Annotated in this window: 37 protein-coding genes; 20 read left to right on the top strand and 17 right to left on the bottom strand. The window is 49.2% G+C overall.

Annotated features, from left to right (window positions below; translation table 11 throughout):
- Positions 1 to 19: 19 nt before the first annotated feature.
- Positions 20 to 520, top strand: a complete 501-nt coding sequence (locus tag ACSHWX_RS01160) for an NUDIX domain-containing protein (RefSeq protein ID WP_435666340.1) — start codon at positions 20 to 22, stop codon at positions 518 to 520.
- A gap of 4 nt (positions 521 to 524) precedes the next feature.
- Here the strand turns inward: ACSHWX_RS01160 and ACSHWX_RS01155 are convergent, their stop codons facing one another.
- Entirely contained in the window at positions 525 to 1,460 is a 936-nt protein-coding gene (locus tag ACSHWX_RS01155) for a glutathione S-transferase family protein (protein WP_435666339.1), read from the bottom strand.
- A 269-nt stretch (positions 1,461 to 1,729) separates the two neighbouring features.
- On the opposite strand from ACSHWX_RS01155, the gene ACSHWX_RS01150 reads away from it, so the two are divergent.
- The 4 genes from ACSHWX_RS01150 to ACSHWX_RS01135 are packed head-to-tail and all read left to right on the top strand — an operon-like array spanning position 1,730 to position 4,533.
- A complete protein-coding gene (locus ACSHWX_RS01150; protein WP_435666338.1) occupies positions 1,730 to 2,281 on the top strand; it encodes a GNAT family N-acetyltransferase in 552 nt (183 codons plus the stop codon).
- Positions 2,282 to 2,317: 36 nt separating this feature from the next.
- Positions 2,318 to 2,953 carry a CoA pyrophosphatase gene (locus ACSHWX_RS01145; RefSeq protein WP_435666337.1) on the top strand — a complete coding sequence of 212 codons (636 nt, stop codon included), beginning with the start codon at positions 2,318 to 2,320 and terminating at the stop codon, positions 2,951 to 2,953.
- Positions 2,946 to 4,211, top strand: a complete 1,266-nt coding sequence (locus ACSHWX_RS01140; protein ID WP_435666336.1) for a CCA tRNA nucleotidyltransferase — start codon at positions 2,946 to 2,948, stop codon at positions 4,209 to 4,211. Before ACSHWX_RS01145 ends, ACSHWX_RS01140 begins: the two co-directional genes overlap by 8 nt.
- Positions 4,189 to 4,533, top strand: coding sequence for a hypothetical protein (locus ACSHWX_RS01135; RefSeq protein WP_435666335.1), 345 nt, complete (start codon positions 4,189 to 4,191; stop codon positions 4,531 to 4,533). The genes ACSHWX_RS01140 and ACSHWX_RS01135 overlap by 23 nt, the downstream gene beginning before the upstream one ends.
- On the opposite strand, the gene ACSHWX_RS01130 is transcribed toward ACSHWX_RS01135, so the two are convergent.
- The 5 genes from ACSHWX_RS01130 to ACSHWX_RS01110 form a co-directional block, all read right to left on the bottom strand.
- Positions 4,530 to 4,685, bottom strand: a complete 156-nt coding sequence (locus tag ACSHWX_RS01130) for a hypothetical protein (RefSeq protein ID WP_435666334.1) — start codon at positions 4,683 to 4,685, stop codon at positions 4,530 to 4,532. The two genes, ACSHWX_RS01135 and ACSHWX_RS01130, sit on opposite strands and share 4 nt — an antisense overlap.
- 98 nt (positions 4,686 to 4,783) lie before the next feature.
- The gene (locus ACSHWX_RS01125; RefSeq protein ID WP_435666333.1) at positions 4,784 to 6,013 is read right to left on the bottom strand and encodes an RNA polymerase sigma factor; all 1,230 of its coding nucleotides are present in this window, start codon (positions 6,011 to 6,013) and stop codon (positions 4,784 to 4,786) included.
- A gap of 2 nt (positions 6,014 to 6,015) precedes the next feature.
- On the bottom strand, positions 6,016 to 6,363 hold the full coding sequence (locus ACSHWX_RS01120; protein WP_435666332.1) for a YciI family protein: 348 nt from the start codon (positions 6,361 to 6,363) through the stop codon (positions 6,016 to 6,018).
- 129 nt (positions 6,364 to 6,492) lie between these two features.
- Entirely contained in the window at positions 6,493 to 7,392 is a 900-nt protein-coding gene (gene hemF, locus ACSHWX_RS01115; RefSeq protein WP_435666331.1) for an oxygen-dependent coproporphyrinogen oxidase, read from the bottom strand.
- Positions 7,389 to 7,859 carry a tRNA (cytidine(34)-2'-O)-methyltransferase gene (locus ACSHWX_RS01110; protein WP_435666330.1) on the bottom strand — a complete coding sequence of 157 codons (471 nt, stop codon included), beginning with the start codon at positions 7,857 to 7,859 and terminating at the stop codon, positions 7,389 to 7,391. The genes hemF and ACSHWX_RS01110 overlap by 4 nt, the downstream gene beginning before the upstream one ends.
- 270 nt (positions 7,860 to 8,129) lie before the next feature.
- On the opposite strand from ACSHWX_RS01110, the gene petA reads away from it, so the two are divergent.
- The 6 genes from petA to ACSHWX_RS01080 all read left to right on the top strand — a co-directional run bounded on the left by petA (position 8,130) and on the right by ACSHWX_RS01080 (position 12,859).
- Positions 8,130 to 8,654: a ubiquinol-cytochrome c reductase iron-sulfur subunit gene (gene petA / locus ACSHWX_RS01105; protein WP_435666329.1), complete on the top strand. Its 525-nt coding sequence runs from the start codon at positions 8,130 to 8,132 to the stop codon at positions 8,652 to 8,654.
- 11 nt (positions 8,655 to 8,665) lie between these two features.
- Positions 8,666 to 9,928 carry a cytochrome b gene (locus tag ACSHWX_RS01100; protein ID WP_435666328.1) on the top strand — a complete coding sequence of 421 codons (1,263 nt, stop codon included), beginning with the start codon at positions 8,666 to 8,668 and terminating at the stop codon, positions 9,926 to 9,928.
- Between the two features lie 10 nt (positions 9,929 to 9,938).
- On the top strand, positions 9,939 to 10,775 hold the full coding sequence (locus tag ACSHWX_RS01095) for a cytochrome c1 (protein WP_435666327.1): 837 nt from the start codon (positions 9,939 to 9,941) through the stop codon (positions 10,773 to 10,775).
- A gap of 429 nt (positions 10,776 to 11,204) precedes the next feature.
- Entirely contained in the window at positions 11,205 to 11,732 is a 528-nt protein-coding gene (locus tag ACSHWX_RS01090; protein ID WP_435666326.1) for an adenine phosphoribosyltransferase, read from the top strand.
- A gap of 8 nt (positions 11,733 to 11,740) precedes the next feature.
- On the top strand, positions 11,741 to 12,217 hold the full coding sequence (locus ACSHWX_RS01085) for a GNAT family N-acetyltransferase (RefSeq protein ID WP_435666325.1): 477 nt from the start codon (positions 11,741 to 11,743) through the stop codon (positions 12,215 to 12,217).
- Between the two features lie 9 nt (positions 12,218 to 12,226).
- Positions 12,227 to 12,859 (top strand): LysE family translocator, encoded by a 633-nt coding sequence (locus tag ACSHWX_RS01080; RefSeq protein ID WP_435666324.1) that lies wholly within the window; start codon positions 12,227 to 12,229, stop codon positions 12,857 to 12,859.
- Between the two features lie 30 nt (positions 12,860 to 12,889).
- Here the strand turns inward: ACSHWX_RS01080 and ACSHWX_RS01075 are convergent, their stop codons facing one another.
- The gene (locus ACSHWX_RS01075) at positions 12,890 to 13,054 is read right to left on the bottom strand and encodes a hypothetical protein (RefSeq protein WP_435666323.1); all 165 of its coding nucleotides are present in this window, start codon (positions 13,052 to 13,054) and stop codon (positions 12,890 to 12,892) included.
- Between the two features lie 641 nt (positions 13,055 to 13,695).
- Here ACSHWX_RS01075 and ACSHWX_RS01070 point away from each other — a divergent pair.
- The 3 genes from ACSHWX_RS01070 (at position 13,696) to ACSHWX_RS01060 (ending at position 14,694) form a co-directional block, all read left to right on the top strand.
- Positions 13,696 to 13,968: a BrnT family toxin gene (locus tag ACSHWX_RS01070; protein ID WP_435666322.1), complete on the top strand. Its 273-nt coding sequence runs from the start codon at positions 13,696 to 13,698 to the stop codon at positions 13,966 to 13,968.
- Entirely contained in the window at positions 13,934 to 14,218 is a 285-nt protein-coding gene (locus tag ACSHWX_RS01065) for a BrnA antitoxin family protein (RefSeq protein WP_435666321.1), read from the top strand. Before ACSHWX_RS01070 ends, ACSHWX_RS01065 begins: the two co-directional genes overlap by 35 nt.
- Before the next feature lie 86 nt (positions 14,219 to 14,304).
- Positions 14,305 to 14,694 carry a GFA family protein gene (locus ACSHWX_RS01060; RefSeq protein ID WP_435666320.1) on the top strand — a complete coding sequence of 130 codons (390 nt, stop codon included), beginning with the start codon at positions 14,305 to 14,307 and terminating at the stop codon, positions 14,692 to 14,694.
- A 26-nt stretch (positions 14,695 to 14,720) separates the two neighbouring features.
- Here the strand turns inward: ACSHWX_RS01060 and ACSHWX_RS01055 are convergent, their stop codons facing one another.
- From ACSHWX_RS01055 to ACSHWX_RS01030, 6 genes are all read right to left on the bottom strand, one after another.
- Complete coding sequence (locus tag ACSHWX_RS01055; protein WP_435666319.1) at positions 14,721 to 15,272, bottom strand: MaoC/PaaZ C-terminal domain-containing protein; 552 nt, start codon at positions 15,270 to 15,272, stop codon at positions 14,721 to 14,723.
- The gene (locus ACSHWX_RS01050) at positions 15,269 to 15,763 is read right to left on the bottom strand and encodes a MaoC family dehydratase (RefSeq protein WP_435666318.1); all 495 of its coding nucleotides are present in this window, start codon (positions 15,761 to 15,763) and stop codon (positions 15,269 to 15,271) included. The genes ACSHWX_RS01055 and ACSHWX_RS01050 overlap by 4 nt, the downstream gene beginning before the upstream one ends.
- A 140-nt stretch (positions 15,764 to 15,903) precedes the next feature.
- Complete coding sequence (gene ychF, locus ACSHWX_RS01045) at positions 15,904 to 17,001, bottom strand: redox-regulated ATPase YchF (protein ID WP_435666317.1); 1,098 nt, start codon at positions 16,999 to 17,001, stop codon at positions 15,904 to 15,906.
- A gap of 2 nt (positions 17,002 to 17,003) precedes the next feature.
- The gene (pth, locus tag ACSHWX_RS01040) at positions 17,004 to 17,729 is read right to left on the bottom strand and encodes an aminoacyl-tRNA hydrolase (RefSeq protein ID WP_435666484.1); all 726 of its coding nucleotides are present in this window, start codon (positions 17,727 to 17,729) and stop codon (positions 17,004 to 17,006) included.
- Positions 17,730 to 17,786: 57 nt separating this feature from the next.
- On the bottom strand, positions 17,787 to 18,440 hold the full coding sequence (locus ACSHWX_RS01035; protein WP_435666316.1) for a 50S ribosomal protein L25/general stress protein Ctc: 654 nt from the start codon (positions 18,438 to 18,440) through the stop codon (positions 17,787 to 17,789).
- Positions 18,430 to 18,729, bottom strand: a complete 300-nt coding sequence (locus ACSHWX_RS01030; RefSeq protein WP_435666315.1) for a hypothetical protein — start codon at positions 18,727 to 18,729, stop codon at positions 18,430 to 18,432. The genes ACSHWX_RS01035 and ACSHWX_RS01030 overlap by 11 nt, the downstream gene beginning before the upstream one ends.
- Before the next feature lie 203 nt (positions 18,730 to 18,932).
- Between ACSHWX_RS01030 and ACSHWX_RS01025 the strand changes: the two genes are divergently transcribed.
- A complete protein-coding gene (locus ACSHWX_RS01025) occupies positions 18,933 to 19,220 on the top strand; it encodes a hypothetical protein (RefSeq protein ID WP_435666314.1) in 288 nt (95 codons plus the stop codon).
- Positions 19,221 to 19,265: 45 nt separating this feature from the next.
- A complete protein-coding gene (locus ACSHWX_RS01020; protein ID WP_435666313.1) occupies positions 19,266 to 19,454 on the top strand; it encodes a hypothetical protein in 189 nt (62 codons plus the stop codon).
- A gap of 100 nt (positions 19,455 to 19,554) precedes the next feature.
- Here the strand turns inward: ACSHWX_RS01020 and ACSHWX_RS01015 are convergent, their stop codons facing one another.
- The 4 genes from ACSHWX_RS01015 to lgt form a co-directional block, all read right to left on the bottom strand.
- On the bottom strand, positions 19,555 to 20,487 hold the full coding sequence (locus ACSHWX_RS01015) for a ribose-phosphate pyrophosphokinase (protein ID WP_435666312.1): 933 nt from the start codon (positions 20,485 to 20,487) through the stop codon (positions 19,555 to 19,557).
- Between the two features lie 137 nt (positions 20,488 to 20,624).
- On the bottom strand, positions 20,625 to 21,392 hold the full coding sequence (gene pgeF / locus ACSHWX_RS01010) for a peptidoglycan editing factor PgeF (RefSeq protein ID WP_435666311.1): 768 nt from the start codon (positions 21,390 to 21,392) through the stop codon (positions 20,625 to 20,627).
- Positions 21,392 to 22,489: a class I SAM-dependent methyltransferase gene (locus ACSHWX_RS01005; RefSeq protein ID WP_435666310.1), complete on the bottom strand. Its 1,098-nt coding sequence runs from the start codon at positions 22,487 to 22,489 to the stop codon at positions 21,392 to 21,394. The genes pgeF and ACSHWX_RS01005 overlap by 1 nt, the downstream gene beginning before the upstream one ends.
- On the bottom strand, positions 22,486 to 23,403 hold the full coding sequence (lgt, locus tag ACSHWX_RS01000; protein ID WP_435666309.1) for a prolipoprotein diacylglyceryl transferase: 918 nt from the start codon (positions 23,401 to 23,403) through the stop codon (positions 22,486 to 22,488). The genes ACSHWX_RS01005 and lgt overlap by 4 nt, the downstream gene beginning before the upstream one ends.
- A 110-nt stretch (positions 23,404 to 23,513) precedes the next feature.
- Between lgt and ACSHWX_RS00995 the strand changes: the two genes are divergently transcribed.
- The 4 genes from ACSHWX_RS00995 (at position 23,514) to ACSHWX_RS00980 (ending at position 25,758) form a co-directional block, all read left to right on the top strand.
- Positions 23,514 to 23,774 carry an accessory factor UbiK family protein gene (locus ACSHWX_RS00995; RefSeq protein WP_435666308.1) on the top strand — a complete coding sequence of 87 codons (261 nt, stop codon included), beginning with the start codon at positions 23,514 to 23,516 and terminating at the stop codon, positions 23,772 to 23,774.
- Between the two features lie 314 nt (positions 23,775 to 24,088).
- Positions 24,089 to 24,589 carry a YbjN domain-containing protein gene (locus ACSHWX_RS00990; RefSeq protein ID WP_435666307.1) on the top strand — a complete coding sequence of 167 codons (501 nt, stop codon included), beginning with the start codon at positions 24,089 to 24,091 and terminating at the stop codon, positions 24,587 to 24,589.
- A gap of 12 nt (positions 24,590 to 24,601) precedes the next feature.
- Positions 24,602 to 25,420 carry a pyrroline-5-carboxylate reductase gene (gene proC, locus ACSHWX_RS00985; RefSeq protein ID WP_435666306.1) on the top strand — a complete coding sequence of 273 codons (819 nt, stop codon included), beginning with the start codon at positions 24,602 to 24,604 and terminating at the stop codon, positions 25,418 to 25,420.
- Complete coding sequence (locus ACSHWX_RS00980; RefSeq protein ID WP_435666305.1) at positions 25,417 to 25,758, top strand: tRNA-binding protein; 342 nt, start codon at positions 25,417 to 25,419, stop codon at positions 25,756 to 25,758. Before proC ends, ACSHWX_RS00980 begins: the two co-directional genes overlap by 4 nt.
- The last annotated feature ends 224 nt before the right edge of the window (positions 25,759 to 25,982 follow it).

Here is a 25,982-nt window from a genome sequence, read left to right as displayed (position 1 = left end):
CACATGGATGGACAGTTTAATGCCCAAAATCACCCAAATGTTCATGCGTGTCATTCACACCCCCTTGTTCGAACGTTACCAATCGCGGGTGTTTTTGTTCATTATGGGGTTTTGGCGGCGTACTACACTTGGCGCGCGCGCGATGCTTATCGATGGCAAAAAAGTTTTGCTGATCAAGCATACATACACAAAAGGATGGCTGTTTCCCGGCGGTGGCGTTGAAACCGGGGATAGCGTGTTGGAAACGGCAAAGCGCGAATTGTTTGAAGAAACAGGCTATCAAGTTGAGGGCGATGGGCAGTTTTTATCGCTTTATCACAATGCCGAAGCATCACGTCGCGATCATGTGGCGCTATTTGTGTTTAGGGATTTTGAACAGGGTCGACCCTTCGAACCCAATGCAGAAATTGCCGAAATGGGCTGGTTCTCCATCGACGAACTTCCGTCCGATGTGAGTGACGCCACCAAAAACCGCATTGCGGAATATTTCGGCGGCGTCGCAATTTCACAAAAGTGGTAGACGTTTAAACCGCAGGGCCAGCCGGTACAATGCGATGCGGGTTGATGGACGTGTGCGACCAGTAATAATGGGTCCGAATGTCGTCCATATTAATCGTGTCGCGTACGCCTTCAACATTCGTCAATTCATCAACCAATCGCGTGATGTTTGGATAATCCGCAATACGTTTGATGTTGCATTTGAAATGCCCGACATAAACCGGGTCGAACCGAACTAGCGTTGTGAACAAACGCCAGTCAGCCTCGGTCAGGGTGTCGCCCGTTAGATATTTGTTGTTGGCCAAAATATCGTCCACCCAATCCAGTGAATTGAATAGAGCGGTGACGGCACCGTCATAGGCTTCCTGGGTTGTCGCAAACCCGGATTTATAGACACCATTATTGATGTCGCTATAAATGCGGGTATTGATGTCGTCGATTTGGGGGCGCAATTGCTCAGGATAATAGTCGTCACTGTTGCCAGTAAGGTCATTGAATTCGGTGTTGAACATCCGAATGATCTCAGAACTCTCGTTTGAAACGATGGTGTTTAGCTTTTTGTCCCACAAAACCGGCACAGTTACACGACCCGTATAGTCTTTGTCCGCAGCCACATAGACCTGCCACATGGTTTTGGCGTTGTTGATGGGGTCTTCGCCTTTTGAGATGGTCCAACCATGCTCGTCTGGCATTTTTGCGTCAACAACTGATACCGAAATCAGATCCTCAAGCTGTTTAAGCTTGCGAAAGATCATCGTGCGGTGCGCCCAAGGGCAAGCATTTGATATGTAAAGATGATAGCGGTCGGCTTCTGCCTTAAAACCTGCTTTGCCGGTTGGACCAGCGGACCCATCTTTCGTGATGAAGTTTCTAAAATTTGCTTCCTTGCGCTTAAAATGGCCACCAGTTGATTTGGTGTCGTACCATTCATTGGTCCAAAGACCGTCGACTAACATTCCCATCGTCTTGTTCCTTTATTTAATTCGGTTGAGTGGAAGATAGGGATTTATTGATGTGAACAAACAACTAGATAAGGAACTAATTGTTTATCAAAACGAAGCTTATTGAGGGTTGAAAAATTAAGCTTGTGTGTGAATTATGCTCGACATTGGTTTTTGCCAATGGTAGGTGGAAAATATGAATAATTCTGTTTTTGCACTGCGACGGGTCCGACGACCGCGATAAATTTATCGCGCACCTTTTGACGTCCACTATCGCTTGAGCAAAAATAATGACCTTCAACACTATCGCAACACCAATGTTGGCTGAATCTGGCCAAAAATCACTTCATCTTGCCGTACGTGGCGAGAATGAGCATGATCAAACCTGGATTGAAAACCTTCATGGCCGCTGTTTTGGCCCCGGCCGATTTGCGCGGGCGGCCTTTCGCATTCGGGAGCGGTTTGGGGTTGATGAGCAATTGTGCCTGGTGGCTGAATTGGACAATCAACCGGTGGCCAATGTAAAAATGTCGGCGATCAATGTTTCTGGATTAAATGGATATTTGCTCGGCCCGCTCGCGACTGACCCTTTAAAACGCAAACTAGGTGCCGGTAAATTGTTGGTGTCAGAGGTTGTCGCTAAGGCCTTTGAAGTGCCCGGCTGCGAATTTGTCTTATTGGTTGGCGATGCGTCATATTATGCGCCATTGGGCTTTGGCCCCACATTGCCGGAGCGAATTGAGTTTCCTGCGCCGGTTGACCCAGCACGGGTTTTGGTTGCGGCAAAAGATGATAGTATGGGCAAAAGACTCAATGGTCCCATTGCTAAATGGGTCGACTAATCTGGGGGCTGCGATCTCCGATAAGGAATGCATTTAATGTCAGAGACCGCGCTGATTTCCCGCCTTGCGTCACGTTTACTAGAGAGACCATCTGGCGAACGTGATATTGGATGCCACAAGGTCGACGGTATGCCGCCTCTCAATGGCCATAGAACACCAACGCCATCTGCGGTTCTAATTGGCTTGGTGGAACGCGATATTGGCAGCCAAGTTCTTTACATACAACGCTCGTCTAATTTACGGGCACATGCAGGCCAAATTGCTTTCCCGGGTGGAAAAATTGATCCTGAGGACGGCAACGCGACAGTTGCAGCCTTACGTGAAGCGCACGAAGAGGTGGATTTACACGCCTCAGACGTTGAGGTGATCGGATATTTGCCGGACTATTTATCTGGCTCAAATTATTTGATCACGCCCGTCGTTGGTATTATTCGTGCCAAGCGGCCTTTTACGGCCAATCCTGATGAAGTTGAGAGCTTTTTTGAGGTGCCGTTAACGCATCTCATGCCAGATGCTCATTATTCAAAAATTCGATTTGTGCGCGGTGATGACGTTAAACGCGAAACATGGCGCATTGATTTTGAGGATCGGGCGATTTGGGGCATTACCGCTTCGATGACCCGGATGTTTAGAGAAACAGCTTTGGTGCAGGAACTGGCCGATCATGAGTGAAGAAATACTGGAACAGTTGCGTGCAGCTTTGTGGCTAAAACGCAAAAGTGTTCAGCAAGCTTTCGCGCTGCTTGATGGCGCTGAGGGTAAAACCAAGGCTGTCGGCGGTATTGTGCGCAATACAATATTGGCTGAACCCACCGGTGACGTTGATATGGCCACCATGTTTTCGCCCCAAGATGTGCTTGAGCGCGCCGAACAGGCTGGCATTAAAGCCATCCCAACTGGGTTAGAACATGGCACTGTAACGCTGGTCCTTGATGGCGAAACAATCGAAGTCACTTCGCTAAGAAAAGACAACAAAACCAACGGTCGGCATGCGGTTGTTGAATTTGGCGGCGATTGGAGCGATGACGCGAAACGGCGCGACTTCACGTTCAACGCGCTATATGTCGGGCCAGATGGCGAACTGCTTGATCCGCTTAACGGGCTGGAAGACTGTATCAACCGTGAGGTGCGGTTCATTGGTGAGGCCAAGCAGCGTATCGCGGAAGACTATTTGCGCATTTTGCGGTTCTATCGCTTTTTTGCCTATTATGGGTCGGGGCGTCCGGACGCAGAAGGCTTGAAAGCTAGCGTTGCCGGCAAGTCAGGTTTAGAAAAATTATCGCCTGAGCGGATTTGGCAAGAAACAAAGAAAATTCTACGCGCGCCTGATCCATCACGATCCTTATTGTGGATGCGCACCACCGGCGTGTTGGCGACTATTTTGCCGGAAGGCGAAAAATGGGGCATTGACGCAATCCACGGCCTGATCGCGGCTGAAGCCGATCTTGGCTGGTCAATCGACCCGATATTGCGGCTTAAGAGTATATTGCCGCCAATGCCGGATAAGTTGATCGCGCTGGGCAAAAGATTGCGCCTTTCAAATGCAGAGGCCGATCAGCTTCAAAAATGGGCAATGGTGGAGGGCATTTCGGCGGAAATGACCGACCAACAACTCAAGGCGCTTATCTATTGGGGCGATCAACCAGCCATCATTTCCGCGTTGCAACTTTCTTTAGCCAATATGCGGCAAAAATCGGCTGAGAGTTTGGAAGCGACACAAAAGTCTGCAGCTTATTCAAGGCTCTTAAACACCGCGCAGACATGGGACGCGCCAGCGTTTCCATTAAAGGGCCAAGACTTGCTGGATAAAGGAATTAAAGCCGGACCAACCCTTGGCGAACAGCTTAAAAAGCTGGAACAATTTTGGGTTGAAAGTGGGTTTTTACTAGAACGGGGCAAGCTTCTTGATGAATTGGGACAGCTTTCGTAAATCGCCATTCGCCCGTCGATGGATTTCTTGGGCGGCAATTGCGATTATCATCATTTATTTGCTTGTGATGACACTCTTTCGTAGTCCCGAATTTGACGGGTATGAGTGGGCTCAAGTTGTGAACGTTTTTCCCAGCAACTCAGAGCTGTCCGCGTCACCAACCCTTTTGGTTGATACGGCAAGCGGAAATTTGGCTCGGGTGAGAAATAACGATCAGGTCACACCAATCGTTGGGAGCACGATTTGTGTTGCACGGCAAAAGTGGAATTTCTGGGGAACGCTGAACTTTAGCCACGCTGCAAAGCAGAATTGCGAAGCCTAAGCGGTCTTGTTGATCCGCTGTGATGCCGCTTGGATGATCAGTGAATTTTGGCCATACGTAAAGTTGGAAATGCCCTGAAAGATCGACTGGTTCAAAGCCTGATTGACCTGCATGTCAGCCTTTATGTGCTTCTGACGGGATGCGCGCCACATTTCGTTGGCTTTCCATCGCGGCACTTTCTGTCCGTATAGCTGTGCTTTCATAGCAAGTATTATGGTTAGTAAATGGTTAAAATTCGGTTTCCTTACACTTAAGAAAGCGCATCGAGTTTGTTTTGCAAAAACTGCTTTTCCACTAAATTCGCCGAAAGAGCGATGGCTTTTTCAAGGTCGGTACGGGCCAATTCCAATTGTTTGAGCATAATATGGACCTCAGCCCGAGCCGCGTAAAATGGCTGATATTCGCTCAGTGGTGTTTCGAGCTCTACAAGGTTTTCAAGGGCTTCACGCGGGTTTCCCATATTGGCCACCGCCATTGCGGCGTTCAGTTTTACAACAGGCGAGGGGTCAAATGCCGCCAGGGCACCATAGAGCGCCGCAATTTGTTGCCAATCCGTTTCTGCCCAACTTGCGGCGCTGCAATGCAGACCACTAATAGCTGCCTGCATTTGGTAGGGGCCGAATTGGCCAATTTTGAATTGTTCGACCAACAGGTGATTGGCATGCTGAATGGCATCGTGATCCCAAAGGCTGCGATTTTGCAGCTCCAAACTGACCATTTGGCCTTTATCATCGGTCCGTGCATGACGTCTTGCATGGCTGAACTGCATCAAGGCTAACAAGCCACCAGTTTCAGGATGTGGATCGAGATGAAACAGCAACGCCGCAAGCCGAATGGCTTCGTTGGCTAAATCTTCGCGGGTTAAAGTTTGGCCTTCAAACGCCGCATAAGATTCATTGAAAATCAGATAAATCGTTTTTTGAACATTTTGGCGACGTTGGGCAATCTGCTCAGTTTTGGGCACTTCGTATGCGATGCCCGCATCGCGGATTTTCTTTTTGGCGCGGGTGATGCGCTGCAACATTGCGGTTTCGCTTGATAAAAACGCCCGCGCAATTTCGCGCACGGTCAGCCCGCCAAGGGTGCGCAATGTAAGCGCCAGTTGCGCTTCTTTGGATAGGGCGGGGTGACAACAGGTAAAAATTAGCCGCAACCGTTCGTCAGGTATGTCGTAATCAGTTTCGGCCATTTGATCCTTGTCGGCATCTAAATCGATCAAGATTTGTTGGGTTTGTTTGGCGTTATGTCGCTGCTCTTTGCGCACTTTATCAATCGCGCGACGTTTTGCGGCAGTGTGCAACCATGCGGCGGGGTTGTCCGGCAGGCCCTTCGTTGGCCAAACGCGCAATGCCTCAGTCGCCGCGTCTTGCAGCGCATCTTCGGCTTTGTCGAAATCGCCGAAGCTTTTAATAAGGCTCGCTAAGATCCGACCCGAATCTTTACGTAAGACACGGGTCAGATGGGTTTCAATGGCGATCAAGCCTATTCCCAAACCATAAGCGGGCGCACTTCGATGGTGCCATATTTGGCGGTAGGGATTTTTTGTGCCCATTCAATCGCTTGGTCCAAGTCTTTGCACTCAAGCAAATAGTAGCCGCCAAGTTGTTCTTTGGTTTCTGCGAATGGTCCGTCGGTTAGGTCAACTTTGCCGTTGCGGCTGCGGATTGAAGTGGCGGTTGAAACGGCTTCAAGCGCGTCACCCGTTACCATCACGCCAGCGGCGCGGGCTTCTTCGCCAAACTTGTTATAGTCGGCCATGATTTGTTGCATGCCGCCTTCGTAAGAAGTTTCAGAACCTTCTGCACTATAAATTAGAGCCATGAATTGCATTGTTTCTCACCTTTTAGTCTTGTTCCCAAATTAGACGCGCTGTTTGGCGCCTATATCCTGTTGTCGATCAGGATAGGACGAATTCGACAAAGATGAGAATTTTTTTTGAATTTAGGGTCTAGACCCAATTTATGGCCACTTCACCACGGGTGGCATGGAGGACAAGATACTTTCAACATTTCCGCCTGTTTTAAGGCCGAATGTGGTGCCCCTATCATACAGCAAGTTGAATTCAACATAGCGGCCACGACGCACCAATTGTTCCTCGCGGTCAGCGTCAGTCCATTCGTTGTTGAAGTTGCGGCGCACCAATTCCGTATAGATGTCTTTAAAGTGACGACCTACATCTTGGGTGAATGCAAAGTCCGCATCCCAATTGCCAGAATTGTGGCGATCATAAAAAATGCCGCCGGTGCCGCGTGGCTCTTTTCTATGGGGAAGGTAGAAATACTCGTCGCACCAATTTTTGTATTTCTTGTAATCAGCGCATTCATGCGCGTCGCAAGCGGACTTCATGGCAGCATGGAAATCGATTGTGTCTTGATCTTCTTGAGTGCGTCGACGGTCAAGCACAGGGGTCAAGTCGCCACCGCCGCCAAACCACCAATCCCCGGTCGCGACCATGCGCGTGTTCATGTGAACCGCAGGCACATTGGGGTTTTGCATATGGGCGATCAAGGAGATACCGCTTGCCCAAAAGGCGCGTGACTTTTCGGTACCGGGCATCCCTTTAGCAAAGTCTTCGGAGAACTCGCCATGGACGGTTGAAATATGCACGCCGACTTTTTCAAACACCCGACCGTGCATAATAGACATTTCACCGCCACCACCAGGTTGACCTGTGGTTTGGTCGGTGCGGTCCCAAAGCTTGCGTTCAAACCGACCGGATTTCTTATCTGACATGGTGCCAATCAGGTCGTCTTCGAGCTGTTCGAAATTGGCGCAGATTTGGTTGCGCAGGGATTTAAACCACGCGCTTGCGGTTTGTTTTTTGTGCTCAAGGTCCGCGTTCAATTCAGTACCGCTCATGTCAGGTTTGCCCAATGGTTGGTTTGTCTTAGCGCTTCGCTTAGCACAAGTGATGCAGCGATGGCGACATTGATTGAGCGTGTATCTTGTCGCATGGGGATGCGCAGGTTCAGGTCTGAAATGGCTGCAACCTCGTCGGGCACACCTGCGCTTTCGCGGCCCACCATTAAGATATCATTTTGTGTAAATGAAGCCTGAGTGTGCGGCACAGACGATTTTGTTGTCAGCAATACCAAACGTTTATTTTGCGCGTTGCGCCATTCATTGAAAGCATCAAAACTCTTGTGTTCAACTAAATCTACTTGGTCCAGATAATCCATTCCCGCGCGACGGAACGATTTTTGGGTGAACAGAAAGCCCGTTGGGTGGATGAGGTGAACTTTGAGGTCTAAACACGCCCCGAGGCGCATTAGTGTGCCTGCATTTTGGGGGATATCTGGCTGATAAAGAGCGATGGAGATGGTCAATATTTCAATCTTTACTTCGGTATTGGCGATGTGTGGACAACATGAGAATTCATACTAGGGGCCATTCATAGTGCAAAAATCGCAAATTTCTAGGGTATTGTGTCGCAGTTTTTATGAGTTCGGACCACGAAGGCTGGACAAGCGCTTTATAGAGTGCAAAAAGAAATTCGATTTCCGCTTCATCTGTTTCAGATGGGGGTGATTCTGCTATCTGCTGAATGGGTAGCGTATCGGGAGCGGATGAACGATCTTAGGTAGGGATCTTAGACCTTGGCTACACATAGCACATCAGAACCGAATAGAAGAGATTTTCTCTATATTGCAACGGGCGCCGTTGGCGCGGTTGGCGTCGGCGCGGCCGCATGGCCGCTCGTCGACCAGATGAACCCAGACGCTTCCACTTTGGCGTTGGCATCAATTGAGTTAGACATCTCCTCAATCGAAGTAGGACAATCCGTCACTGTTAAATGGCGCGGTAAACCTGTTTTCGTGCGTCGTCGGACGCAAAAAGAAATTGAAGAAGCGAAAGCTGTACCGCTTGAGGATCTTAAAGACCCTCAATCCGATGCAGAGCGCGTTAAAGAGGGCCACGAAGAGTGGCTTGTGATGATCGGCGTTTGTACGCATTTGGGTTGTATCCCAGTGGGTGAAGCGGGCGATTACAGTGGTTGGTTCTGCCCATGTCATGGTTCGCACTATGACACTGCTGGCCGTATCCGTAAGGGACCTGCACCTGAAAACCTTATTGTTCCGGACTACGACTTTGCGTCCGACACAGTGATTAAGATTGGTTAGGGGGCAGTCTGATGGAACATAAAAGTAATTACAAACCAAACTCTGGTTTTGAAAAATGGATGGACGAACGTCTTCCCATTATCCGCCTTGGCTATGATTCATTTGTCGACTTCCCGTCGCCAAAGAACCTGAGCTATTGGTGGACCTTTGGCGCGATCTTGGCGATCTTCTTGGTCATCCAAATCGTAACCGGCGTTGTGCTTGCGATGAGTTACACACCGCATGTTGATCTAGCGTTCAATTCTGTTGAGCATATTCGTCGTGACGTGAACTGGGGCCGTTACATTCAAGCGGCCCATGCGAACGGCGCTTCATTCTTCTTCTTTGCCGTTTATGTGCATATTTTCCGTGGGTTGTACTACGGATCATATAAAGCACCACGCGAAGTGCTTTGGATCTTGGGTTGCACCATTTTCTTGTTGATGATGGCGACGGCGTTCATGGGTTACGTGCTTCCATGGGGCCAAATGAGCTTCTGGGCTGCGACCGTGATCACAAACTTCTTCTCAGCGATCCCATTGGTTGGCGACAGCATCAAGACACTTCTTGTGGGTGGCTTTGCGGTTGATAATCCAACGTTGAACCGGTTCTTCTCGTTGCACTATTTGCTTCCCTTTATGCTTGTTGGCGTTGTTGCCCTGCACATTTGGGCATTGCACGTACCAGGCAACGGCAACCCAACTGGTGTTGAAGTCAAAACGAAAGCGGACACAGTTCCTTTCCACCCGTATTTGACCATGAAAGACTTGTTTGCGGTTATGGTTATCATGATCCCATTTGCGTGGTTCGTGTTCTTTGCACCTGACATTTTGGGTCACCCAGACAACTACATTCCAGCCAACCCGTTGGTAACGCCTCCGCACATTGTGCCTGAATGGTACTTCTTGCCATTCTACGCGATCTTGCGTGCGATCGACTTCAATGTGGGTCCGATCGACAGTAAGCTTGGCGGCGTGATCATGATGTTTGGCTCGATCGTTGTTTGGTTCTTTGTGCCTTGGCTTGACCGTTCAAAAGTTCGCTCTGGTGGTTTCCGTCCAATGTTCCGTTGGTTCTATTGGGTTTGGGTTATCAGCTTCATCGGTTTGACTTATCTTGGCGCACAGCCAGCTGAAGGCGTTTATTTGTTCTTCGCTAAATTGTGCACGGCTTACTATTTCCTATATTTCTTGGTGATCTTGCCGTTCTTGCCACGTATCGAAACAACGAAACCGCTGCCTGCCAGCATTTCTGAAAGTGTTCTTGCTAAGAGCGCTCCTCAGGCTGCAGAATAGGAGAGAGATGATGAAACGTTTTTCTAAAATCATCAGCGCTGTCCTTATCGCAGCGAGCACATTGTCAGCCGGTTCTGCTTTTGCCGCAGGTGGTCATGATGGACCAGATGCTGAACTACAAGAGTGGTCATTTGCCGGTATTTTCGGCAAGTATGACCCGGCGCAGTTGCAACGTGGTTTTCAGGTTTTCCAAGAAGTTTGTTCCAACTGTCACTCTGCTGATTTGTTCTCATTCCGTATGTTGAGCAAAAAGGGTGGCCCGGAATATTCTGAGGAACAAGTGAAAGCGCTTGCTGCGTCTTACACTGTAGTTGACTTGGAAGTTGAAGATGGTGAGCGTCCTGCTATTGCTGCTGATAGGTGGCCAAACCCATTCGTAACGCCACTTGATGCCAAGGGCGCGAATAATGGTGTTGTGCCTCCAGACTTCTCCGTTTTGGCAAAAGCGCGTAACGTGCCGCAAAAGTTCCCGAACTGGATTGGTAACTACTTCACAGCATACCAAGAGGGCGGTGCAGATTATATCTACAACCTGCTTGTTGGTTATCGTGAAGAAGCGCCGCATGGCGTGGAGCTTGGTGAAGGTCAATATTATAACGACCATTTCCCCGGCAACAAAATTTCAATGGGACCGCCATTGTCTGATGAGCTGATCGACTATGAAGGCACCGCGCCAGAAACAGTTGAGCAATATTCCAAAGACATTTCTGCGTTCATGATGTGGGTTGCAGAGCCAGACATGACAGCACGTAAGGAACTTGGTTTCCGCGTGATCTTGTTCCTCATCTTGCTAACCGGCATGATGTACCTGGTTAAGCGTCGCTTGTGGAGCAATATTGATCACTAAGCCTTCTGGGTGATGTGAAACGAATTTTAAGGGTCAGCCTACGGCTGGCCCTTTTTTATGGGTTCGGTTTTTTTTTGCTCAAAATGCAATTTTGTGGCATTTCCACTCGTTATCCTCGGGCTTGACTTAAGGATCCCCATTGAGTTGCATTTGGAATTGAAAAAGTAAGATTTTTTGCCAGGTTTTATTGCGATGGCCCCCCGTGTCGAGCACGAGGGTGACGAAGGTGAAATAGACCGGTTGCGGCCGTCGTTGGGCAGGCGTGTTGAAAAAGCAAAGCGGCTTATGACTATCTTGATCACTAAATTGGGCAAATCTTCTAGTCCGTGCTGGCCAAGCTGCGGTAAAGCTTGATAAATGTAGGGATGGCGGGCGCGGCCTAGATTGGCTTTAGACGTCCGAGCAGCCAATAAAACGGACCCGCGAACCATGGATCTTAAATCACTCATCCGCACCATTCCTGATTACCCAAAAGCTGGAATTATGTTCCGCGATATTACTTCGCTGATTGAACATCCTGAGGGATTTAAGGAAAGTATCCAAAAACTCGCCGACCCTTTCCGCGATATGGGTATTACCCATGTGGCAGGCATTGAGGCCCGCGGATTTATTTTTGGTGCTGGCTTGGCAATTGAGTTGGGCGTCGGGTTTATCCCCATTCGCAAGGCTGGCAAATTGCCGGGTGAAACTATTGGGCAAAATTATGCGCTGGAATATGGCGTAGACACCATTGAAATGCATGCCGGCGCTGTGAAGGCGGGTGACAATGTTTTGTTGGTGGATGATCTGGTCGCCACAGGTGGCACCGCCATCGCTGCCATTACCCTAATCCGCCGCACCGGTGCAACGCTCAACCATTCAGCCTTTGTGATCGACCTTCCTGATTTGGGTGGTGCCGACAAAGTTCGGGCGCAAAGTGTTCTAACGCATTTCTTGCTTGAATTCGAAGGCGATTGATCAGGTGAATGGCTGAGGTGGAATTACGGTTTGTTGAAGCACAAGACTTTGAAGATGTTTGCCGGTTTCATATTGATCCGCGCACCAACATTTTTCATCCGTCGCCACCGAATGGGTCGCAATTCTCTGTTGTTTTTGACGGCTGGTTACATGACAAAGTTCGGTTCGGGTATTGTTATTTTACGGCGCTTGATGGCGGAAAACCGGTTGGTGTGGGCGGCATTACCCAAAAATTGGATTTGGCAGGTAACCCATACAATAATCTATATTTTCGAATTGATGCGGACTTTCATGGCAAAGGCATTGCAACTAAACTGGGCCGAGCGGGCCTTGCGCTTGCAGAACAAGATGACCTGCCCCTGATCGCCATGGCAGCGCCGGAAAATGCACCAAGTGTCCATATGATCAAGAAGTTAAGTCTTATTCCACTTGACGGTCATCGTTTGCAAGATGATGGTAGTTTAGTTTTTCACCTGCTCAAATAGGTCACACCAATGGACGTTGTTATCGCCCACCTGCCAAATATAGCTTTGGCATATTTTGTGTTTTTTCTAACAGTAGTGAGTCCCGGCCCTGCAACGCTAGCAATTGCTGGCGCTTCAATGGCACACGGCCGAACACAAGGCATGGCAAAGGCGGCTGGTGTGGTATCAGGCTCATTTCTGTGGGGGATGTTAGCTGTATTCGGCATGGCGGCTTTTCTCAACTCGTTTGCAGGGGTGCTTTATTGGCTGAAAATTCTCGGCGGACTTTATTTATTCTGGTTGGCCTATAAGGCCGCAAAAAACGCTGGTTCGAGCGAAGATCCGGAGCGAGCCGACATTGGTGGGCGTTCGCCGCTTAAGCAATATGTAGGCGGGTTTGTGCTTCATGTAACAAACCCAAAGGCTTTGTTTGGGTGGGCGGCTGTCATCACGTTGGGCTTGCGACCTGATGCACCATTGTGGATGGGCTTCGTTGTTTTCGCTGGTGCTTATGTAATGTCACTGGTGATCAACTTCGCTTATGCCCTTTTCTTTTCCACGGACCGAATGATTAAAGGCTATTTCAAAGTGCGCCGCTGGGTGCAGGGCGTTTTCGCCGCCATCTTTGGTGCTGCGGGTTTAAAACTGGTTCTTCAGGGGTAGGCCCCAGCACAAATGCCGGGGCCATAGTGTCTATTCTTTTTTCAAAAATTCAGCCAAGTTTTGCGGCTTCGGCGGTGTTGATTTTGCCTGTTTGGGCCGTTTTATCCCAACGGGTGGGGTGGCGTTCTTGCCCGTTTTCGGTGGTTTAACGGCTTTGCCGACTTTTGGATTGGCGTGAGTGAATGAGGCTTTCATAAGAAATTCCTTCCATCGTGCGGCGCGACCTTAGGTCTGCGCTTAGCTTAAATTGATTGGGTTTGATGGTCGTTGGAATATGATCCATGATGCTCTCCATAGGATTGCGCGCGCCAAAATGGGCGCAGAAAAGAATTCAATTTGGTTGAAAATTTTGAGACGCTGAGGGCACGACAAATCATTGTCTGCTTGATCGGCTAAAAATGTTCTATCGTGCACATATGTTCGTTTGGGCGCAAAAGCACCCATTCACAAAACATCCGCTCGCGTCGATAAAACTTAGCTGATCATTTTAGGCGTCACCTCGTTGTTTGATGGTGTAAAAATTGCCTAAATCATAGGAGTTGTCAATATGGGCGTGTGTTATCGGAGCAACAGATTTTTTCCGAACGTTGACATTGTGTACACAAATATGTATACATCAGGTGTATGATGATAGAACATAGAACATAGAACATAGAACACAGAACACAGAACACAGAACACAGAACACAGAACACAGAACACAGAACACAGAACACAGAACACAGAACACAGAACTCAGAACTCAGAACTCATAGATAGAAGTAGAAAAATCATGACACCACAAACCACCATCACTGCGACAAATGCGTCGCACCCCTCAAAAATGGATTTGTTCAATGCAATTCGAATACGACGACGCAAAGCGTCGGCAAGTGTATCGCAACCATGGCGTTGATATGCTCTATGCGGCGCTGATTTTTGAAAATGAAGTGCTGACAAGGTTAGATGACCGCAAGGACTATTCAGAAGAAAGATACATTTCTTTGGGGATGGTCGATGGTGAACCATACATTGTCGTTCATACCGAAAGAAATGATATAATCCGACTTATCACGGCATGGAAAGGAGGTAGAAATGACAAAAAGCGATATGAAAACCGTCACTCTTGAAGAATTACGTGTGAAAAAGACGCGGGGCGAACTTCTGCCAACTAAGAAAGCCGCGATCCAGCTTGCACCCAAACTTGACGATGGTTTTTGGGACGAGGCTGAGATTGTTGAGCGGGTGGCGAAGAAGTCCGTGCATCTTCGTGTTGATGAAGATGTACTTGAGTTCTTTAAGTCAGAAGGTAAGGGGCACCTTACTCGTATGAACGCCGTGTTGCGTTCATATATGTCAGCGAAGAACACGCATCGATAATTGTCTCCATATAGACACTTAGCAGTTAAGTAAAATTGCCTTGACGATACTGATCACACCAAGAAAACTTCGAGCAGAGAACCGTCATGGAAAAATTCACTGGTGGATGCCTATGCGGCAAGGTGAGGTTTGTGGCCACAGGCGTGCCGTTCCGTGTTGGCATTTGTCATTGCCTAGACTGCCGTAAGCACCATGGTGCGGTGTTTTATGCGTCTGCGGTATTTCCTCAGAATGCTGTGACGATTACGGGGAAGACGAAAGACTATACGGGGCGTGTTTTCTGCCCTCAATGCGGATCATCAGTTATTGCCAAAACCGATGATGAAATTGAAGTGCATTTAGGGTCTTTGGATGAACCAAACCAGCTAAAACCGACCTATGAAAGTTGGGTCGTGCGCCGTGAAGCTTGGTTGTCGCCTGTCCCTGACGCTAAACAATATGATCGCGACCGTAACGATAACGGTCGCGATGCGTAGCAGGTGAATTCGCCCAAAATCGGAGACTATTTGCGTAGCAATTTACCCAAAACTGGCATGGCCGCCATGGCCAAAAGAACACGTTCTTTTAGTTTTGGTTTGTGGTCGCGAAGCTTTGAAAAGCTCGCAATTTCAGACCGATAGACCAGCTCGTCTTGTTCATTGTAAGCCGAAATGATGCTCGTGAGCAGGCCCCAACCTGGTAATGAATTTGATTTGCGTTTGTCTTTAACTTTTAAATCAAAGCGGATGGTGTCGCCGGAGCGTACGGGTGCTTTAAATTCCATTTTGTTGACGCCGGGTGAGGGGCCAGAAACGCCAGGCTCTTCGCCGTTGGCGCGTTGTTCTGCATCATGGGCGTACATGAAATCGACCATGACTTTGTGACCGATCGATACTGTGTGCCAGCCAGAAGCGATTAGTCCGCCGAAATGGCTGTGTTTTGCAGCCTCAGGGTCCACATGGAAATATTGCGGGTCGTAGCGCTTTGCAAAGCGGATAATTTCTTCCTCAGTAAATGTATGTTCACCCAAGGGCCAAATGGTCTGGTTGTCGATATCTTCAAACCAAAGGGTCATGCCGCGTCCTCCGCAATTGGTGCTGAAGGGTCGCGCACTTCCACCAGATTGGTAAGGCTAAGTGTCATCACCTGTTGATCTTTTTGATTTCGCATGTCGAAATCCAAAACTACAATGCCCATTTGTGGATGTGAATGAGAACGGCGCAGCGAAGCGATGGTAATTGTGCCGCTTAACGTGTCGTTTTTCATCAAAGGGCGTTTCCATTTGAGATTATCGAACCCCAATCCACCCATGCCCGCGACTTTGTTCAAAAACTCATCCACCAACATGCGCAAGCTAAACCCTGCCGTCTGCCAACCGCTGGAGGCCAAACCGCCCAGCAGTGATTTTTTGGCGACATCTTCGTCCAAATGAAAAGGGAGGGGGTCGAATTCCTTCGCGAAGGAGATGATGTCATCTTTTGTCAAATGACGTTCACCCAATTGGATGACTTGTCCGACGGCTAGATCTTCAAAGTGCAAACGATCTTTGGTGATTGGATTTGTCATTGCCAGTTTGCCTCATCGTCTTGTTATCGATTTGCCGTTATCGTACATAAATTGACGTTAACGGCAACCCGCAATTGTATCAAACACAAAAAAGCCCTACCAAATCAATGGCAGGGCTTCAAATTCAGATTGCGAGGAACTTACGTGTTGAATTTGAACAGCATGATATCGCCGTCTTTCACCACATATTCTTTGCCTTCGTCGCGGGCTTTACCTGCATCTTTGGCTGCGTTTTCGCCGCCAAGTTCGATGAAATCATCATAGGCAATGGTTTGGGCGCGAATGAAACCACGTTCAAAGTCTGAGTGGATGACGCCAGCAGCTTGCGGCGCTTTTGTGCCCACAGCAACTGTCCAAGCACGGGCTTCTTTCGGGCCAACGGTGAAGTATGTTTGCAAGTTCAAAAGCTTATAGCCTTCGCGAATGATCCGGTTTAGGCCGGCTTCTTCTAGGCCCAAAGTTTCCAGATATTCTTTTTGCTCTTCATCATCGAGTTGGCTCAACTCGCTCTCAATTTCAGCGGAGATGATCACCATGCGCGCGTTTTGCTCTTTGGCATACTCGTCGACGCGTTTTGTCAGCTCGTTGCCATCCGCTGCTGAATCTTCGTCCACATTGCAAATGTATAGCGCAGGCTTTGAGGTTAAAAGGTTGAGTTCTTTGAACGCTTTTTTCTCGTCGTCAGCAACTTCAACCTGCCGCGCAGGCTTGCCGTCCTGCAACACGACAAGGGCGCGCTTGACCAATTCAAGGGTCAGCTTTGCGTCTTTGTCTTGACCACGAAGACGTTTTTCCAGCGGGCCGACTCGCTTTTCAAGGCTTTCCATGTCGGACAGCATCAGTTCAGTTTCAACCACTTCCGCATCGGCAATTGGATCGATTTTGTTGGAAACATGGATGATGTCGTCATTCTCGAAACAACGCAAAACATAGGCGATGGCATCAACTTCACGAATGTTGGCCAAGAACTGATTGCCCAGCCCTTCGCCTTGCGCTGCGCCCTTCACCAAGCCTGCAATATCCACAAAACTAAGGCGCGTTGGGATGATTTCGGCAGAGCCGCCGATCTTAGCAATTTTGTCTAGACGCTCGTCTGGAACGCTAACTTCGCCGACATTTGGCTCGATGGTGCAAAAGGGGAAGTTGGCCGCTTGGGCCGCAGCTGTGCGCGTTAGCGCGTTAAACAGGGTTGATTTACCAACGTTGGGCAAACCCACAATACCGCATTTAAATCCCACAATTATTCTCCTTTACCGAACAGCTTTTTCAGCATGTCGGCCATTGGCCCTTTGTCGGGCACCTTGGTTTTGTTTGCCGCACGCGCTTGATGAATATGACTTTGCGCTTTTGGGCTTTGTTTTTTTGCCGCTGGTTTTTCGGGTTTTGCTGTTGGTGCTTCCCCATTAACTGCCAGCGCAATTTTGTTCATGAAACTTGAGGCTTCACCATTGGCCAACATGCCTGCATACTCGCCAATCGCATCCAACAACGGTTCCAGCCAAACATTGTCGGCCTTGGCGAAGTCGCCCAACACATGGGAATGTACCCGGTCTTTGTGGCCCGGATGGTCTATGCCGATGCGGACACGGTGAAAATCTTTGCCCAAATGCGCTTCCATCGAGCGAATGCCATTGTGGCCGCCATTGCCGCCACCGGTTTTGATGCGCACTTTACCCGGCGCTAAATCCAACTCGTCATAGAGCACGGTGATGTCGGATGGGGCGAGCTTGAAAAACTTTGCCGCTGCCGCAACGCTAATGCCGCTATCATTCATGAAGGTTTGTGGCTTCAATAAAATGACGCGGGTGCCATTGATCGAGCCTTCAACCATCTCAGCGTTAAATTTGGCGCGGTAGGGGGAAAGGCTATGGCGGTCCGCAATTGCGTCGACCGCCATAAAACCAACATTGTGTCGGTGAGCTTGATATTTCTTACCCGGATTGCCCAGGCCAACAAGAAGGTGCATCATTGCTCTCCGCATGGTGCTGCGTAAGATTGTTACGCAGCACGAAGTTGCGAGAATTTACTCTTCGCTACCTTGTTTGATTGTTTCAACTTCAACTGAAGCTTCTGCATCTGGATCCGCATCTTCATCATCATTATCTTCAGATTTAAGTGCAGATGGTGCAGCAATTGTCGCGATCGTGAAGTCACGGTCAGTAATGGTTGGTGTAACACCTTTAGGCAATTTAACGCCTGAAATGTGCAACGCATCACCAGTTTCTGAACCCGTAAGGTCAACTTCCAAGAATTCTGGAAGATTTTCTTCAGACGCATTAACTTCAACAGTGTGACGAACAACGTTCAACACGCCACCGCGTTTCAAGCCAGGTGATTCTTCTTCGTTGATGAAGTGAACCGGAACATCAACGGTAAGAATTGATGTTTTTGACACGCGCAAGAAATCAACATGCACAAGAAAATCGCGCACAGGCTCAAGCTGGTAATCACGAGGAATTACGCGATGCTCTTCGCCATCAACGTCAACGCTGATCACTTGTGAAAGAAAGCCACCTTGTTTGATACGTTTTGTGGCATCTTTATAGGTAACTGTAATTGATAGTGGGGATTTGTTGTCGCCATAAATGACGGCAGGAACTAGACCTTCGCGACGCAGTGCTCGAGCAGCCCCCTTGCCAACCCGATCCCGAACCGTAGCCTTAAGCTCAGCGCTCATGGAAATTCTCCAAGTTGTTGGTGCGAACCGGGTGACTATCTCCCGGCCGCGCGCTGACGTCCTCCAGGGGTGCACGCAGCGCTTCAAGCCCCGGTGTATATAGGCTCTTGGTGGATAACACAATGGGGAAAATGGCGGTGAATTTGTTGATTTGATCAACGTTAGCAGGTTTGGTTACGTTAAGGGTGTCGCTGTACTGGGGTGTTGCAGATTTGCCGTGCCAAAATTTGAGATTTACCAACAAGAGCCAAATGAAATGTTGAAGCGCAGGAATTTCATCTTTCGTCATGTTCAGGCATGATCGTTGTATCTATTTGCATTGTTCGGGTTGTTTAATTGGGGTGTATGATGCAGGTGTACATGCAAAATTTAATCCCCGGAATGTTGCAAAGTGATACACTTTTGTGTTCATGCGTGACAAATTGTTAACTTGATCGTGCAATAGTAATAGCCCATATTGGTATCATGAACAACATTGAAGACATTAGAAAAATGAAATCTCCTATTAAGATCAAGGTGTTGCTTGAAAGCCGCCCTGATGGTGGTATACGAGCATATAGCGATGACGTTGCTGGTTTTGTGCTTTCACATAAGAGTGGTGAGGACGTTTTACGTGATATTCCAGTAGCGTTGGAGGGATTTTTGTCTGCCACTTTGTGCACAAAGGTGACCGTCGATTTGCTCGTTGGCCTTCACACAATCAGTGAAACTGAGTTGGACATACTTGAGGACATTGTAAAAGGCCCTCAAGAAAAAGAATATGTAGCTCTTTGCGCCTAATTTATGATCTTCAAGCACATACCTCGCAGTCAATGGGAACCCAAGTTGCGACGACGCGGGTGTGTGCCGCTTGAAGGCAAGGGTAAACTAAATACTGCGGAATGGTGGATCACCAAAGACAAGCAACCTTTCACTGTGCCAGTAGAGCGCGGAAATAAGGGGTTGGTAGAATTTTGGGCATTGCATAAACTATGCGAACAATTAGGTATAGAATTACCTGAAATTGAGGAATAACTTCCTGATTCCTCAGAGGGCTTTTTATTGCGGTTTGGGCCTGTATTGTTCAGAGCGGCATCCACAGCTTTGTGCTGAGGATGCCTAAAAGTGACGATTCTTAATCAAAAAGACTAGAAACAGACTGCTCAGCCGCAGTACGGGCAACAGCCTCACCAATGAGCGGTGCAATTGAAAAACGGCGAATGTTTGCGGTCGCTTTTTCTTCGTCGGTTTCTAAAATGCTATCGGAAACCACCAGCTCTTTGAGCTTAGACTTGCCGACACGTTCGCATGCAGCGCCTGAAAGCACACCGTGGGTGATATAGGCGGAAACTTCTTTGGCGCCAGCGTTCAGCAAAGCTTCAGCCGCGTTGCACAGGGTGCCGCCGCTATCCACAATGTCGTCGATCATGATGCATGATTGGCCTTCAACTTCACCGATGATGTTCATCACTTCAGAAACGCCAGCTCTTGGGCGACGTTTATCAACGATGGATAGTGGTGCGCCAATGCGACGCGCTACGTTGCGTGCGCGCAAAACGCCGCCGACGTCTGGGGAAACCACCATGACATTTTTCGTATCGTAGTTTTGTTCGATATCACGAACCATAACCGGTGCCGACGTCAAATTGTCAGTTGGTAGATCGAAAAAGCCCTGAATTTGCTGTGCATGCAAATCCAGGGTCAAAATGCGGTTAGCGCCCGCTTCGGTGATCAGGTTGGCCACCAATTTCGCCGATATCGGCGATCGGGACGCGGACTTTCTATCCTGCCGAGCGTAGCCAAAATAGGGTATCACTGCCGTGATCCGGCGGGCTGAGGCGCGACGCAACGCGTCGATGATGATCAGCAGTTCCATTAAATTGTCGTTGGCGGGGTAAGATGTTGATTGCAAAACGAAAACATCCTCGCCGCGAACATTTTCTTTAATCTCGACAAAAATCTCCTTGTCGGCGAATTTTTGAACCACACTGTCTGTGAGTGGCATGTTGAGATATTTTGCTACGGCCTTGGCCAACGCAGGGTTGGAATTTCCAGTCACCAGTTTCATGTTGAAGCGCGCCCTTTGAATGCAGAATGATGTGGGTCCTCAAGCGAAAGTCCCATCTGTCATTTGGTTGTTATACTGGCCTGCCACTGGGTTCAACCGTAACAAAAGTTGAATGTGAAGAATCTTTTAGATTCTGCTCATAAAAGTGCAATCACAGACAAATGGCGTCCCGTTTTCTTCTCCAAATGTGTCGCTTTGCGATGAGAGAAGAACTTATCGGCATTTTCGTAGGTGCAAACCGCTAAATCATTTATGTCAGCAATATTGGCCGATTCGAGTTGATCCAATATGCAATGTGGCAGATCGAAATGCGGATTTTGTGCGCCGTTAGGGAACTTGAAGTAAGGTGAAGTGTGCGCAAACTTTGCTAACACACTTTGTTTGAACGCGTCGCCAACTTCATAATTCTCAACCCGAATAGCAGGGCCCAACGTGGCGTGAATATGTTGCCGTTCAGCGCCCAGATTGATCATGGCGTCAATAGTGTTGCCCACAATGCCGCCCACAGCGCCCTTCCAGCCAGCGTGACATCCGCCGATAATTTGGTTTTTCGGATCGGCAAAAAGCACGGGGCCGCAATCCGCGGTTTGAATGCCAATCGCTAACCCTTTGGTTGCTGTCACCATGCCATCAGCTTCAATTCGAGCATGACGGGGCGATGCCGCCCGAACACTGATTACATCTATTGAGTGGGTCTGTTTGATCAAGCAAAGTTGATTGGAGCCGACACCCATATGCTGGGCAATTGCATCCAAATTTGCATTTACATTTTGCGGGTCATCGCCAACGGCGAAGGATATATTGAGACTGTCAAAGGGGGCCGGGGACACGCCGCCTTCACAGCCATAAAAGCCGTGCGCGATGTTTAGGTCGGCAAATTGCTTTGACTTGAGGGGCGTGAGCATCAATCGACCTCGAACGGATAGGGGGGCGAATTTGTGTTGAACAAACACCAGACTTTGAACAGCTCGCCCATCCGATCTGCGCCGACCAGCCGTGCTAAATCCTCATCAATTTTTTCGGCTGCTGCTGGTGTCGCTGAAGCCAGGGCTTCCGCTCTTGGTTCAATCCCCATCGCCTTTAAGAATTCAGATTGCGTCAATAAAGTTGATGAGGGAACAGCCATTTTGTCTGCAACATCGGCTAGTGCTGCAAAGTCTACATGGGTGGTTAAATCAGCTTCGCCCGGCTCGTCCAGCGGATCCGTATGTGCATGGGCTTTGAGTGCCTGCAAAGTTTCGCCGGTCTGGCTTGTGCCATAGCCGTAGTCGATGGCCAGCAATGCGCCTTGTCGATCTTTAAGGAGTGCTGCAATTTGCGAGGTGACCTGTTGGGCCAAGAAACTGGTTTCCCAAATTTGATTGTCGTTTGCGCTGCGCAGTGCTTCGGGAAATGCCTCGTCAGGCAATGGAGTGGGGGAAAGCCCCCAAACGCGTTTATTGTCTTTCAGGCCGATCAAGCGTTCGTGCCATTTGCCATTTGATCGCTGAAATTGCTTTATCGGCAGGGCGTCAAAAAATTCGTTGGCGATGATGATGAGTGGCCCCTCTTGCGCACCCAGTTCGTCAATTTCACTATGCCAGGTGACTTTACGGCCCTTGAGCGTTTCGAATTGCTTGTCGATCAAAACAGGATTGGTTTCGACTAAACTGATGTTCATCGCGTCCAAGATACCGGGGACTTGTTGTAGCACGCGCAAGCAATCGGCCATCAATGTGCCACGTCCGGGGCCAAGTTCCACGAGCGAAAACGGGCTAGGTTCTCCCAATTGTTGCCAAGTTTGTGCGACCCAAATGCCGACCATTTCGCCAAACATTTGGCTGATTTCTGGTGCGGTGATGAAATCACCTGTTTGGCCAAGTGGGTCAGCCTTTTTGTAGTACCCAAGCGTTGGGTGGGTAAGTGCAATGCTCATATAGGTGGCAAGCGACATCGGCCCTTGAGCCATGATTTGCACATTGATGAGATCGCTAAGCGAAGGGGTAGGTTGATGTTTGGTCATATGGCCCGCGTCGTTTGCTTTTTGCGCAAGGCATTCCAAATCAAAATCAAACCTGCAATGGCGATCGGGATGGACAGGATCATGCCCATGGTCAAATTGAACGGCAGCAAACCGATATGCGCATCTGGTTCACGTACTGTTTCCACCAATGTGCGGGACAGCCCATAGCCGATACCAAAAATGCCTGCCGCAAGCCCTGGTTTGCGCAAGCCCAGCATATTGTGGCTAACAATGCGCAACACGATGAACAGCAAAAGCCCTTCCAGCACCCCTTCATACAATTGGCTTGGGTGCCTTGGGTCTGGTCCGCCTGCGGGGAAGATTACTCCCCATGGCATTTCGGTCACCCGGCCATAAAGTTCGCCATTTACAAAGTTCGCCAACCGCCCGAACAACAAGCCAATTGGGCTGATCAACGCCAACAGGTCGAGCGACGATAAAATGTTCGACCCGATCCGGCTCGCATATAACCACAAAGCAATAACAAGCCCGAACAGCCCGCCATGAAATGACATACCACCTTGCCAGACTTGAGGGATATCGAAGGGGTTTTGCAAGAAGTAGCTGCCAGCAAACACCGCGTTCCATCCTTGTGCCCCGTTCAGACCGACGCTGAGTAAAATGTCATAAAACAAAACATACCCCAATCGTCCGCCGATAATGACCCCGATCACGGCCCAAAAGATGAAATCGATCAGTTGGGTTGGTGTGAAGGGCGCCTTAACAGCACCCCAAAGCGGTTTTTGCAGCACAAGATGTCGGCCATAGGCCCAGGCGAATAATATGCCTGCCAGGTAAGCAAGAGCATACCAGCGGATGACAATTGGGCCCAAGGCAAAGGCAATAGGGTCGATATCTGGGAAGGGCAAAGCGTTCACTCTCAGCAATGGGTGATAATTTATCGCACCATGCATTTCGCCAATGCACTGGTCAAGCTTGCATTAGATGCTTACATACATCAAATATTCGTTTGAATTTACCAAGCGATTTGGGAATTCACCAATCGATTTGAGGGAAAACCGCCATGCGTGATGGAAATAAAATTTTCGACGATCTGGGCAAGTTGATGAATGATGCCGCTGGAATGGCCGATGGCGTGCGTCGTGAGATTGAAACGGCTGTTAAGTCGCAAATGGAACGTGTGATCAACGACATGGATCTCGTCAAACGCGACGACTTTGATGCGTTGCGCGAACTCGTGCAGGTGCAGGGTGAGGAAATCGCCGCACTGCGTAAAGAATTGGACGCGTTAGGCGCCAAGAGCCCGAGTGCCAAGAAAAAATAAGACATTTTTGTGTCAATTCAGCACAAAAACGGGCTGTGTATAGTTGTAAATATTAAGGAGCTGTTAACCATCTCGGGCTGATCATCCACAAGAGATTTGGTGGGAATCGATGTTTTCGAATTCCAATTGGGTTGGTCAGGTTAAAGTTCGTTATCGCAGATAGATTCGCATCGAACACTGATTTGCTCAAAGAGGCCGGTGTTATGGTCTCTTGAGATCTTGAAGTTGCGTATCACATGCGGGTTTTGTTGGCTTTTAGGGGCGAGCGATTTTCCGGTTCTGCCAGAACACGAGCTTTGAAAAGGCATCAAGCTATGTCGCTAATCGAGATGGAAATTGAACGGGCAATGCACCCGGTGGATATCATCGAGCACATTTCCAGTATTAATGATTGGTCGTTTGAGCGGGCCGACGCGGATGAAATTTCGATTTCAATTCGTGGTGGCTGGAGCGATTATCATGTCTCTTTTTCATGGATGGAAGATTTAGAGTCGCTGCATATTGCGTGCGCGTTCGATCTTAAAATTCCTGAGGCGCGTCGGGTAGAAGTCAAGCAGCTGATCTCCAAGGTAAACGAACAGCTTTGGATTGGGCATTTTGACATCTGGACCAAGGAGAACATGGTCTTGTTCCGCAATTCGCATCTGTTGAGCGGTGGCGCTGAAGTGACGCCGCAACAATGCGAAGCGCTGCTGCATTCTGCGGTTGAGAGCTGCGATCAATATTACCAAGCCTTCCAGTTTGTGGTTTGGGCGGGTAAACCTGCTGACGAAGCCCTTTCTCACGTGATGTTTGAAACGGTTGGCGAAGCTTAAAGGCGAGAAATTATGCCTCTATTTGATGTTGGACCTGTTGTCCTTGTTGGCGCTGGGCAAATGGGTATGGCGATGGCGATTGGCTGGCTGGAAGCTGGCTTGTCGCCTGATCAACTGATCTTAGTTGACCCAAATCCTGCACCTGCCGTGCGCCACAAAGCGTCTGAAATTTCAATCACGACATTGGCCCGACCACCGGCAAAACCGGCCCAGGTGTTGGTGCTTGCGGTTAAGCCGCAAGTGGCGGCAGATGTTTTGGCCGATGCGAAATCTTGTGTGGATGAAAACACTTTAGTCGTGTCAGTGATGGCTGGGATCAGCATCAAGCAAATGAGCGCAGCGCTTGGCACAAACAGAATTGTACGCACTATTCCAAACACTCCAGCTAAAATTGGTCGCGGCGCAATAGGCGCTTTTGCTGGGTCTGGCGTTGAATATACAGACCAAGTGGTGGTCGATAATTTATTGGACGCATCTGGTCGCACTTTCTGGGTCGAAAAAGAAGCTGACATCAACGCTGTAACTGGCGTTTCCGGCTCTGGTCCTGCTTATATTTTTAACATGGTGGAAGCCCTGGCCACAGCTGGTGAAGCGCAGGGATTGCCGCCGCATTTGGCGATGGATTTAGCGCGTCAGACCATTGTGGGGTCTGCCCTATTGTTGGAGGCTGAACCAGACACCAGCGCGTCGGTGTTGCGCGAAAATGTGACCTCGCCTAACGGCACTACTTTTGCCGCTTTGCAGATTTTGATGGGTGACGATGGCTTAACAGATTTGATGGTGCGCGCAGTCACCGCCGCGCGTAAGCGCAGCGAGGAGCTGGGCGCTTGAGTGATCCCATCAGTTTTGACGATTTTCTAAAAGTTGATATCCGCACCGGCACAATTGTCGAGGTGCGCCCGTTCCCCGAAGCGCGCAAGCCCGCTCACATTATGATCATCGATTTTGGTGAAGAGCTGGGCCTAAAAAAATCCTCTGCACAAATTACCGTTCATTATACGCCAGAAGAACTGGTGGGCCGCCAAGTGATGGCCGTGGTGAACTTCCCACCCCGCCAAATTGGGCCGCTAAAATCTGAAGTGCTCACGCTTGGCTATGAAGATGAAAACGGCGATACCGTTTTAGCCGCAGTTGATAAGCCCGTGCCCAACGGCAAACGCCTGCTTTAGGTCCCGCATCAAGTGCGGGGCGGTGCGAGAGGGCGATTATTCCCCGCCCTCATGGTGAGCCTGTCGAACCATGGATGTGGTGCACTTTGGTCCATCCTTCGACAAGCTCAGGATGAGGCTTGGGGAGCGAGTGCAGCAATTCCTCAACATCGTCATCCACGGCAAAATTTGGCGTTCACGCCACGCAAGTTGACTCAAGGGCCTCATATGCCTCTCAGCAAGTT

Source organism: Maritalea sp., assembly GCF_051251695.1.
Classification (GTDB): domain Bacteria; phylum Pseudomonadota; class Alphaproteobacteria; order Rhizobiales; family Devosiaceae; genus Maritalea.
Note: the sequence above shows the minus strand (reverse complement) of the source record. Positions and strands in the feature narration are given on the sequence as shown.